General features: G+C 44.8%; 8 protein-coding genes and 1 pseudogene. 8 read left to right on the plus strand and 1 reads right to left on the minus strand.

Annotation, left to right across the window (positions count from 1 at the left end):
- Positions 1-46: 46 nt before the first annotated feature.
- Genes ACMN7X_RS01265 through recR form a run of 4 tightly spaced genes read left to right on the plus strand, consistent with a single transcriptional unit; the run spans position 47 to position 3,697 of the window.
- Complete coding sequence (locus ACMN7X_RS01265; protein WP_418745691.1) at positions 47-1,123, plus strand: 6-phosphofructokinase; 1,077 nt, start codon at positions 47-49, stop codon at positions 1,121-1,123.
- A gap of 17 nt (positions 1,124-1,140) precedes the next feature.
- Positions 1,141-2,709 (plus strand): DNA polymerase III subunit gamma/tau, encoded by a 1,569-nt coding sequence (gene dnaX, locus ACMN7X_RS01270; RefSeq protein WP_418745692.1) that lies wholly within the window; start codon positions 1,141-1,143, stop codon positions 2,707-2,709.
- Between the two features lie 41 nt (positions 2,710-2,750).
- A complete protein-coding gene (locus ACMN7X_RS01275) occupies positions 2,751-3,101 on the plus strand; it encodes a YbaB/EbfC family nucleoid-associated protein (RefSeq protein ID WP_178042138.1) in 351 nt (116 codons plus the stop codon).
- The gene (gene recR / locus ACMN7X_RS01280; protein ID WP_418745693.1) at positions 3,101-3,697 is read left to right on the plus strand and encodes a recombination mediator RecR; all 597 of its coding nucleotides are present in this window, start codon (positions 3,101-3,103) and stop codon (positions 3,695-3,697) included. Before ACMN7X_RS01275 ends, recR begins: the two co-directional genes overlap by 1 nt.
- A gap of 126 nt (positions 3,698-3,823) precedes the next feature.
- On the opposite strand, the pseudogene yyaC reads toward recR, so the two are convergent.
- A pseudogene (gene yyaC, locus ACMN7X_RS01285) lies at positions 3,824-4,243 on the minus strand (spore protease YyaC); the annotation flags it as partial.
- A gap of 180 nt (positions 4,244-4,423) precedes the next feature.
- Between yyaC and ACMN7X_RS01290 the strand changes: the two are divergent.
- The 4 genes from ACMN7X_RS01290 to ACMN7X_RS01305 all read left to right on the plus strand — a co-directional run bounded on the left by ACMN7X_RS01290 (position 4,424) and on the right by ACMN7X_RS01305 (position 9,289).
- Positions 4,424-5,563: a LysM peptidoglycan-binding domain-containing protein gene (locus ACMN7X_RS01290; protein ID WP_418745694.1), complete on the plus strand. Its 1,140-nt coding sequence runs from the start codon at positions 4,424-4,426 to the stop codon at positions 5,561-5,563.
- 176 nt (positions 5,564-5,739) lie between these two features.
- Positions 5,740-6,969: a DUF5711 family protein gene (locus ACMN7X_RS01295; RefSeq protein ID WP_418745695.1), complete on the plus strand. Its 1,230-nt coding sequence runs from the start codon at positions 5,740-5,742 to the stop codon at positions 6,967-6,969.
- A 19-nt stretch (positions 6,970-6,988) separates the two neighbouring features.
- Positions 6,989-7,693 (plus strand): CvpA family protein, encoded by a 705-nt coding sequence (locus ACMN7X_RS01300; protein ID WP_418745696.1) that lies wholly within the window; start codon positions 6,989-6,991, stop codon positions 7,691-7,693.
- 99 nt (positions 7,694-7,792) lie between these two features.
- A complete protein-coding gene (locus ACMN7X_RS01305; protein WP_418745697.1) occupies positions 7,793-9,289 on the plus strand; it encodes an ATP-binding protein in 1,497 nt (498 codons plus the stop codon).
- Positions 9,290-9,296 lie beyond the last annotated feature (7 nt).

The following is a 9,296-nucleotide window of genomic DNA, read 5'->3' on the forward strand; positions in this document are numbered from 1 at the left end:
CCGGAAAATGGGAAAACGGGCTTAACAGAAAGGAAGCGAAAAGGCTATGAGAAGAATTGGTATGCTGACGAGCGGCGGTGACTGTCAGGCGCTGAATGCGACCATGCGCGGCGTCGCAAAGGTTCTTTATAATAAACTGGATGATGTGGAAATCCTTGGATTTATGGATGGCTACCGCGGGTTGATGCAGAATGATTATCGGGTGATGCGGCCATCGGATTTTTCAGGAATATTGACGATGGGCGGAACAATTTTAGGTTCCTCGCGTCAGCCGTTTAAAAAGATGCGAGTTATAGAGGCCGACGGCGTTGATAAAGTGGCAGCCATGAAAAAAACTTATCGGGAACTGGGGCTTGAATGTCTGGTTGTCCTGGGCGGGAACGGCTCTCAGAAAACAGCCAATCTCCTGCAGGAAGAAGGCATGAATGTTGTTTCGCTTCCAAAAACGATTGACAATGATATTTATGGAACAGATATGACCTTTGGATTTCAGAGCGCGGCGGATATTGCGACAAATGCGATCGACTGTATTCATACGACAGCGGCTTCCCACGGCAGGGTTTTTATTGTGGAGGTTATGGGGCATAAAGTCGGCTGGCTGACACTGCATGCCGGTGTGGCCGGCGGTGCGGACATTATTCTTCTGCCTGAGATACCTTATGATCTGAATTGTGTTTTGGCGGCCATTGAGCGCCGTCATAAGGCGGGAAAACGGTTTTCTATTCTTGCCGTTGCTGAGGGAGCGATTTCGAAGGAGGATGCGCAGCTCAGCAAAAAGGAATATAATAAAAAGAAAGCCGGAAGTCCTTACCCGTCTATTTCTTATGAGATCGGAGCCCAGATTGAGGAGGCTATCGGACGGGAAGTCCGTATTACTGTTCCGGGGCATACCCAGAGAGGCGGAAGCCCGGATCCATATGACCGTTTTATTTCTTCAAGGTTGGGAGCATCGGCCGGCCGGCTTATTCTGGAGAGAAAATATGGCCGGATGGTCGCTTTTGATGGCTTTGAGGTGGTCAATGTGCCTCTCAGTGAAGTGGCCGGTAAACTGAAATATGTGAATCCGACGGGAGATGCAATCCGCGAGGCGAAGGATATGGGCATCTGTTTCGGAGATGAATAGAACGGGGAGTGGGAGAAATGTCCTATCAGGCGCTTTATCGGAAGTGGCGGCCTCAGAATTTTGAGGACGTTAAAGGGCAGGAGCATATTGTTACGACGTTAAAAAATCAGATACGTCTCGGGCGTATCGGACATGCCTATTTATTTTGCGGCACCAGGGGAACGGGAAAAACAACGGTGGCAAAAATATTTGCCAAAGCGGTAAACTGTCAGCATCCGGTGGACGGAAGTCCCTGCGGTGAATGTGACATGTGCAGGGCGATTCAAAATCAGTCATCTATGAATGTGATCGAGATCGATGCGGCGTCCAACAACGGTGTGGATAATATCCGCGAGATCCGGGATGAAGTGGAGTATTCTCCGACGGAAGGACGCTATAAAGTTTATATCATCGATGAGGTGCATATGCTTTCTCCCGGGGCTTTTAATGCATTGCTGAAGACTCTGGAGGAACCGCCGGAATATGTGATCTTCATTTTGGCGACAACGGAAGCTCATAAGATTCCGGTGACTGTCCTTTCCAGGTGTCAGCGATATGATTTTCGGAGAATCACGGTGGATACGATCACGGCCCGGCTGGCCGAGCTTGCGCAAAAGGAAGAACTGGATGTGGAAGATAAGGCACTGCGCTATATCGCAAAGGCAGCGGATGGTTCGATGCGTGATGCCCTGAGCCTTTTGGACCGGTGCGTAGCTTTTTATCTGAATGAACGATTGACCTATGAGCATGTGCTGGATATTCTCGGTGCGGTGGATACCGGTGTTTTCAGCCGGCTGCTGCGATGTGTGATGGATCAGGATGTGGCGGGAGCGTTGAAGCTGATTGAAGATATTGTGATCCAGGGGCGGGAACTCGGACAGTTTGTGACGGACTTTACCTGGTATTTGAGAAATCTTATGCTGGTGCAGAGCTCGGATCAGCTGGAGGATGTGCTTGACATGTCATCGGAGAATCTGGCAGCCTTAAAAGAAGAAGCTGCCCGGATAAAGCAGGCTGTATTAATGCGTTATATCCGTATTTTCTCGGAATTGACAAATCAGCTTCGGTATTCGACGCAAAAACGGGTATTGATCGAACTGGCTGTTGTCAAGCTTTGTAAGCCGCAGATGGAAAATAATTTTGAGTCTGTTTTAAACCGGCTGGCTGTGTTGGAAGATATGATGGAGCGCGGTGTGGCTGCGGCACCGGTGCGGACGGCCGCGGAGACGGAGAAAACAGCGGAAGAACCGGTTCCTCAAAGCCTGTCGCCGGCCCAGGCGGAGGACGTGGAAGCCGTTGTGGCCCAGTGGGGCAAAATTATCAGCGAACTGGAAATGAGTACGATGATGATGCTTAAGGATGCGCTGGTGAGCGCGGGAGCGGATAATCAGATTATTTTAGGTTTCCATGATGACATGAAAAAGAGTTATTTCGATGCGGAGGGGCATCGGACTTCTGTGGAAAAGGCCGTCAGTGAACATATAGGCAAGGAAGTTCATATTATATCCAGACTCCTGGAGAATGGCAGGGCGGAAGAAGCGCTGTTCATAAATCCGAATAAAATCCATTTGGAACATGTAGAATTTATTGATGAGGACCGGGATTAGGTTTTCAGCGTAAAGATAGATTATAGAAGGAGGAGTATAAAATGGCAAAAAGAGGCGGATTTCCGGGCGGTATGCCGGGAAATATGAATAATTTAATGAAACAGGCACAGAAAATGCAGAAACAGATGGAGGAAGCTACGAAGGCTTTGGAGGAAACGGAAGCTGAAGCGACAGCCGGCGGCGGAGCAGTTACCGTAAAGGTTTCCGGAAAAAAAGAAATCCTTTCTGTGAAAATTGAGGAAGAAGTCGTTGACCCGGATGATATCGAGATGCTGGAGGATCTGATCGTCGCTGCGACAAATGAAGCGTTGAGAAAAATCGATGAAATATCTCAGGCATCCATGGCGAAAGTCACCGGAGGACTTGGCGGATTTGGAGGTTTTGGATTTTAATGGCATACTACAGCAGTCAGATCACACGTCTGATTGAGGAATTATCAAAATTGCCGGGGATCGGCTCGAAATCGGCCCAGAGACTGGCGTTTCATATCATTAACATGCCGAAAGAGCAGGCGGCCGGTTTGGCGTCGGCTATTGTGGATGCGAGAGAAAATATCCGGTACTGCAGCCAGTGCTACAATCTGACGGACAGTGAGTTGTGTCCGATCTGCCGCAATGAGAAGCGAAATAAAAAGGTGATCATGGTGGTGGAGACGCCGAGAGATTTGGCTGCTTATGAAAAGACGGGCAAGTATGAGGGCGTTTACCATGTGCTCCATGGCGCGATTTCGCCGATGCTTGGGATCGGGCCGAGTGATATCCGGCTCAAGGAGCTGATGCTCCGCCTTCAGGGAGATGTGGACGAAGTTATTATTGCCACAAACTCCAGTCTGGAGGGGGAGACAACAGCCATGTACATCAGTAAACTAATTAAGCCTACCGGTATTAAGGTGAGCCGGATCGCCAGCGGCGTTCCCGTCGGCGGGGACCTTGAGTATATCGATGAGGTTACGTTGCTGCGGGCGCTGGAGGGCAGGGTGGAGCTTTAGGATTCCCTGGCTGATACAGCGGCTGAAACGGGCCATTTCAAAGCCGGCGGCCGGGGCAAAAATGTCCTGAAATATACCGGCAATCTGTAAATGTCCGATGGGAGGAAGCTTTTTGCCGACACCTTTTCCGGGGCAGAGAGGCCCTTTCTTTAAAAGAATATAACCGGATTGGGAAGCATTGCCCAGAGCGGCATCAATGGCTATGATAAATGGCTCCTGATGCCGTTTTTTGATTTTTCGGAATGTGTTTCGAAAATTGAGGGCGTGGACGGGGGCATCCAGCGTGCCGTAAATTTCTGTCGCATATCCGGCATCGGGGGAAAATGCCTCAGACAATATCGAGCCGATAACAGGGCCCAGACAGTCGCCGAGGATTGACGGAGTGCCGATGCAGACAAATATGAGCGGCCGTTTTTTTCTGTTGTAACGTTTGAGCATAGAAGATAAACAATATGATAGAGACTGAGAAGCATCCGGGGAATCCGGGTGAATCCAATACATTATGAAAACTCCTTTTTTCCCTGAGTCTGTACAAGTATATGCCATTTTATTCTGTTTGTATGTAAAATACAGACGGATATTTTTTTGTCGGGGGAAATTTTAATCGATTTGACTCGAAGCAGAAAGAAAATTTGTAAATTTAACATGACAGCTTTCGCCAGATAAATTACCCGGAATATGATACTCTGTCTATGTTCCGAAGAGCGATTCAGGGAAGGTGAGGTAATGGTTGAAGTGATGAGTCAGTTAAACAGTCAGGAAAAGCTTAAGTTACCGAAGAATATCCGGCAGATCGGTTTGCCGGAGGAGAAAAAGAAGATTTATGTGGAAGATTATGTGGTGACCTATATGAATCAGTTGGCATCGGAATATCCCAATCGCCAGAGTGCTGCGGTACTTTTAGGCTTCCACACAAAACAGGATGATGTGCGTCTGACATTTATTCACGGGGCTATCGGAATCCCATCGGCAAAGGTTGAGGAAGACCAGGTATCTTTTTGCACGGATTTGTGGGAAGATATCTATGGAACAATGCGGAAATATTTTCATGATTGTGAAATTGTGGGATGGTTTTTGACCCGGCCGGGAAAATCCCTGGGCGTCAATGAGAAAATAACAAAAATCCATGTCGATCAGTTTCCGGGAAGGGAGAAAACCCTGTTCCTGATGGACCCTTTGGACAGGGAAGACGCCTTTTTCCTTTATGAGGGCGGAAGGCTGGTGCGCCAGCAGGGATATTATATTTATTATGAGCGCAATGAGGATATGCAGAATTACATGGTAGAGAACCGAAAAGGGCGTGGCAGCGAAGAACTTCTCGAAGCCGCGAATCTGAAAAAAACAACAAATCTGCGGCGGAGGACAGAAAAGCAAAAGACGGTGGGCAATAAACATTGGGGCAGGACTGTGGCGGGAACTGTAGCTGCGGCTGCGGCCATTGTGATCCTCGGCGTGACATTAGTGAATCGGTTTTATATGCCGGGCCGGACTAAAGCGGTCAGCGGCAATGTGACGGATGAGACTGTGAAAATCAAAGTCGTTGAAGGCGCTGTGGCTGCGAATAATAAAACATCAGGAACAGAGGAAAGCCGGACAAATGATTTAGAAAGTCAGGCGAATACTCCGGAAACAGGAACAGAAAATGTTTTGGAGGAAAATATGAGCGAAGACGAGACGTCTTCTGAGTCGGCAAAGGCGACAAATGTGACGGCAACAAAGAGATATACCGTCCGAAAAGGGGATACTCTGGCCAACATTTCTCTGAGTCTTTATAATGATCGGGACTATGTGGACACCATTTGTGAGATCAATGATATTGAGGACCCGGATGTCATTTATGAGGGCATGGTTTTGGAGCTGCCGTAAAAAAGTAGTGCTATTTTTTTGAAAATGCGTTATACTGTCTCTTACGGAGGTAAAATAATAAATTTGGAATGAAAAAATTACGTACTTATTGGAAAAAAATATGGGATAATATACCTTATCGCGCGGAGCCTGACGAAGCGCGTCCATGCGAAGCATCTGATATACGGGATGCCCGAATGGGTATACCTTATCGCGCGGAGCCTGACGAAGCGCGCCCATGCGAAGCATCTGATGCGGAAGATACCCGGAAGGGGTTCAGATATCGGCTTGAGCGGGTGCGATATTGGATCGGGGCGAATAAAAAAACGGTTGCCGTCGGCGCGGCTGCCGCAGTTATACTATTGGGCTGCGTGTTCTGGTTTTTCTTGCGGACGTATCATAATTACGAAGTAGTGGATTCTATGGAGCGAAAGACTGATACGTCTGCAAATTACTATTTTCGGGAAGACGGTGTTGTCTGTTACAGCAAGGACGGCATTTCTTTTACAAACAACAGCGGTGAAGTCCTATGGGACCAGGTGTTTGGCATGGCGGCGCCGAAAATGAGTGCCTGCGGCGATTATATGGCTATTGGCGATGTGGGGGCCAATAGCGTCTACATATTTAATGGAACCGGATTGGAGGGGCGTATTGCTCTGGAAAAACCGGTGCAGGATATTCGGGTAAGCCGTCAGGGCGTGATTGCCGTCGTACTTTCGGATAATGATGCAAATCAGATTAATCTTTACAGCAAACAGGGTGAGATCCTGGCCGGTGTGAAGGCATCCATTAACACAACGGGATATCCGCTGACATTAGCGTTGTCTGAGGACGGCACCCATCTGGTGGTGAGTTATGTTGTTTTCAGCGACGGAAAAGTCAGTTCTCGATTGGTTTTCTATAATTTTGCCAATGCGGAGGCCAGCGGAGAACCGGCGGGAAGCTTTGATTATGAGGAACTTTTTCCGAGGTTGGAATTTGTGGGGGATCATACGGTCCTTGCCTGCGGCGCCAACGGATTTCATACCTATCAGTTTAAGGACACGGTGTCAGAAAAGTTCAATTATACATTTGGGACGGAAGCTAAGAGCATTTTTGTCACAGATAAAAATATAGGTATTATCACAAAAAATATGGAAGAAGCCAAAGAAGGAAAGACTGTAGATAAATATGCGGTGCAGGTTTACCGATTTTCAGGGGGCAGGGCAGCTTCATTTACCTTTGACTTTGATTATAAGTCGGTATCTGCTTCAAACAGCGATATTATTTTTTATAATGATCAGGAATGTGAAATATACACATATCGGGGACATAAAAAATTCCAATATGTTTTTGAGCATAATATCGAAAGTGTCCTTCCGGGGATAGATTCCGGGGAATATGTTTTGATCGACGTTCAAAGCGTGCAGACAATTCGATTAAAATAGAAAGGCGGTATTGGAGTTTATGAGTATAAATTATGTTCTTATTGTGGCGGCGGTCATATTTCTGTTGGCAGTGATTGTCGGAGGGATCCGCGGCCTGATCAAAACATTCTTTGCGGCATTTTCGGTAGCGATAGCCCTTTTTATAGCTGTTCAGGCGGGGCCTTATCTTGGCAAAGTGCTCCAGCGCACGCCGATTTATACAGGGGTTGCGAATCAGATCCAGGTGAAATTAGATGCTCATAGCGAGGCGCAGGCTGAAAAGGTTTCGCAGCAGATAGATACGATCAATAATTACCCGCTGCCTCAGTCTTTAAAAGATGCGTTGATTGAAAATAACAATAATCAGATTTATGAAGCTTTGGGCGTACAGCAGTTTAATCAGTATGTGGCATCCTATATGGCCTGCCTTGTGCTGAATTCGGTTTCATTTTTAATCGTTTTTATTGTTGCATTTACCATATTAAAAATAATAGAGGCGGGATTGGATCTGATTGCCAAACTTCCGGTGCTGCATGGTATGAATGTACTTGGCGGTATTCTCTGCGGGGCGGTACACGGACTGATTATTTTATGGATACTCTGTATTGCGATTACGGTATTTGCCTGGACAGGCCCGGGGCAAATGATAAGCGCCCAGATTAATGAAAATCCTTTGCTGAGTTTTCTCTATGATCATAATTACTTATTGTCCACGCTGACAAATATGGGTAAAATGCTTTTTTAATAATACGCTGATAAAGATGCCGTAACCGGCAGGACTCCCGTGCAGAATAAAAATCCAAAGGGGAGTCCTATTTTATTTGCTTGATTATGAATGTGAATCATGATATTATTTACTCAACTGGATTTTATTAAAAACAATTTTAATAAAATTAAATTGAACAAAAAAGAAGGTAAAAAGGTGTTTATAGGGAGAAAAAAAGAACTGAAATCATTAGAAGATTTGTATGCGGAGAGCGGTTTTAGTATGTCTGTCATCTATGGAAGGCGGCGAATTGGCAAATCAACATTGATTGCAAAGTTTATTCAAAATAAAAATGCGATTTTTTATACAGCAACAAAAGTTGGTAAAAATCGAAATACAGAGTTGTTTGCAAAGCAGGTAATATCTGTGCTGGAACCGAATTTGGAGAATGTGACATTTCCTGAGATAGAAGATGTGCTTGATTTTATAAGTAATCGGTTAGGGGAAGAGAAGCTTGTACTTGTGATCGATGAATTTCCTTACTGGGCAGAAAAGGATGAAGCTTTATTATCAATTCTTCAAAAATATATTGACAGCAAATGGATGGGTAAGAATCTTATGCTCATATTGTGTGGCTCTGCTTTAAGCTTTATGGAAAATGAAGTTTTAAGTGAGAAAAGCCCTTTGTTTGGAAGAAGAAATTCGCAGATTAAGCTGGAAGCATTTAATTATAAAGACTCCGCATTATTTGTACCTGATTATTCTTACGAAGAAAAGGCTATCTGCTATGGTGTCACAGGCGGAGTGGCAAAATATTTATCGTTGATTAATCCTGAGAAGAGTCTTGATGAAAATATAAAAAAACTATTTTTTCATCCTGACGGATATTTATATGATGAAACCAGAAATCTTTTGACTCAGGAATTTTCTGACATTACTTTGGTAAACAATATAATAGAGCAGATTGCTGCTGGTGTAAATACAGTAAATGCAATTACGCAGAAAGTAAGAGAGAGCGGTTCTACGGTTCTGTATTCGCTGGAGAAATTGATTAGTGTTGGATTGGTAGAAAAGAAAAAATGCATCACAGAAGAAAAAAATAAGAAGAAAACGCAATATGTTTTAAAAGATAATATGTTCAAGTTTTGGTATGAGTTTATTCCAAAGGCATGTAGTGTAATTGAGTTGGGGCATGGTGATATATATTATGAAAAAATTGTAAAGGGACAGCTTCATTCATTTATGGGAAGTGTTTTTGAGGAAATGTGCAGATATTTTACATTAGAACAGGGTGTTGATGGAAAATTTGATAGTTTTATTACTGAAACGGGAACTTGGTGGGGAACAGAGAACTTTCTTGCAGAAAATGGAAAGAGGATACAACAGTCGGCAGATATTGATGTAGTTGCAATCTCCGATATTGATAAGAGTCTGCTTATAGGGGAATGTAAATTTAAAAATGAAAAAATGAATAAAAATGTGTATGAAACCCTTGTTCGGAGGGGAGCGATACTTTCTGGCAAATATCGGTTGAAAAAATATCTGTTTTTTTCTTTGAATGGATATACGGACTGGTTCGAAGAACTGAATGACAAGGATGTAATTAAATTTACATTAGAAGACTTGTATATGTAAGTTTTTT

The organism is Frisingicoccus sp. (genome assembly GCF_048388605.1).
Lineage (GTDB): Bacteria > Bacillota > Clostridia > Lachnospirales > Lachnospiraceae > Frisingicoccus.

Bases quoted from the DNA above. Each gene is read 5' to 3' on its own strand.
- ACMN7X_RS01290 (WP_418745694.1), top strand. From the start codon at position 4,424: ATGGTTGAAGTGATGAGTCAGTTAAACAGTCAGGAAAAGCTTAAGTTA.
- ACMN7X_RS01300 (WP_418745696.1), top strand. From the start codon at position 6,989: ATGAGTATAAATTATGTTCTTATTGTGGCGGCGGTCATATTTCTGTTG.
- dnaX (WP_418745692.1), top strand. From the start codon at position 1,141: ATGTCCTATCAGGCGCTTTATCGGAAGTGGCGGCCTCAGAATTTTGAG.
- ACMN7X_RS01305 (WP_418745697.1), top strand. From the start codon at position 7,793: ATGATATTATTTACTCAACTGGATTTTATTAAAAACAATTTTAATAAA.
- ACMN7X_RS01265 (WP_418745691.1), top strand. From the start codon at position 47: ATGAGAAGAATTGGTATGCTGACGAGCGGCGGTGACTGTCAGGCGCTG.
- ACMN7X_RS01275 (WP_178042138.1), top strand. From the start codon at position 2,751: ATGGCAAAAAGAGGCGGATTTCCGGGCGGTATGCCGGGAAATATGAAT.
- recR (WP_418745693.1), top strand. From the start codon at position 3,101: ATGGCATACTACAGCAGTCAGATCACACGTCTGATTGAGGAATTATCA.
- ACMN7X_RS01295 (WP_418745695.1), top strand. From the start codon at position 5,740: ATGGGTATACCTTATCGCGCGGAGCCTGACGAAGCGCGCCCATGCGAA.